Origin of the sequence: Streptomyces sp. NPDC004065 (genome assembly GCF_044903565.1) — a bacterium.
GTDB lineage: Bacteria > Actinomycetota > Actinomycetes > Streptomycetales > Streptomycetaceae > Streptomyces.
Genome location: NZ_JBJDQT010000081.1, coordinates 1 through 1081 on the forward strand (window position 1 = coordinate 1; position 1081 = coordinate 1081).

Annotated in this window: 1 protein-coding gene; it reads left to right on the forward strand. The window is 69.7% G+C overall.

The features are described 5' to 3' along the window. Positions 1 to 106 precede the first annotated feature (106 nt). Positions 107 to 1072: an IS481 family transposase gene (locus tag ACI2LW_RS33735; RefSeq protein ID WP_404735067.1), complete on the forward strand. Its 966-nt coding sequence runs from the start codon at positions 107 to 109 to the stop codon at positions 1070 to 1072. Positions 1073 to 1081: the final 9 nt, after the last annotated feature.

Here is a 1081-nt window from a genome sequence, read left to right on the forward strand (position 1 = left end):
TGTACTCGGCCGGGAGGTTGGTGACACGCCTACCGTCGGTTGTTGATCATGGGGGGACCTCCGGGCGTAGTGGAGATTGCCGTCTTCACTCACCTCGGAGGTCCTGGTGGCCCACGCTAATGCCCGGCTGACCTTTCACGGCAGATGCCTGCTGGTGCGTCGCGTCGTCTTCGACCGGCGTCCGGTCGCGCACGTCGCCAAGGAGCTGGGCGTCTCCCGGCAATGCGCTCATCGCTGGGTCAACCGCTACCGTGCCCACGGCTGGCCGGGGCTGCACGACCGCTCGAGCCGCCCGCACAGCTGCCCACGTCGCACCCCGGCCGAGGTTGAGGAACGCGTCCTTGAGGCCCGCCGACGCCTGCGCCGGGGACCCGAGCAGATTGCTGAGGCCACCCAGGTCCCGGCCCGGACGGTGAGCCGGATCCTGCGCCGCCACCACATGCCGCCCCTGGCGGCCTGCGACCCGCTGACCGGACAGGTGATCCGGGCGGTGCGCACCAGCGCCGCACGCTACGAGTACAACCAGCCCGGCGGCTTGGTCCACCTGGACGTCAAGAAGCTCGGGAAGATCCCCGACGGCGGTGGCTGGCGGGCCCACGGCCGCAGCGAGGACGTCCGGGGCCGGGGCATCGGCTACGACTACGTGCACGCCGCGGTCGACGATCACTCCCGCCTGGCCTACGCCGAGATCCTGACCGACGAGAAGGGCACCACCTGCGCGGCCTTCCTCACCCGTGCGGCCGCGTTCTTCGCCGGGCACGGCATCGCCCGCATCGAGCGCGTGATGACCGACAACGCCAGGAACTACCGCACCTCCGCCGCATTCCGCGACGCCTGCCAAGCCCTGGGCGCCAAGCAGAAGTTCACCCGTCCCCACTGCCCCTGGACCAACGGCAAGGTGGAACGCTTCAACCGGACTCTGCAAGCCGAGTGGGCCTACCACCAGGTCTTTGCCAGCAACGCCGAACGCGCCGACGCACTCGCGCCCTGGCTGCACTTCTACAACACTGGCCGCCGACACACTGCGCTCGGCGGCCAGCCACCGATCACCCGACTGTCACCAAAGTCATGACCGGGTACA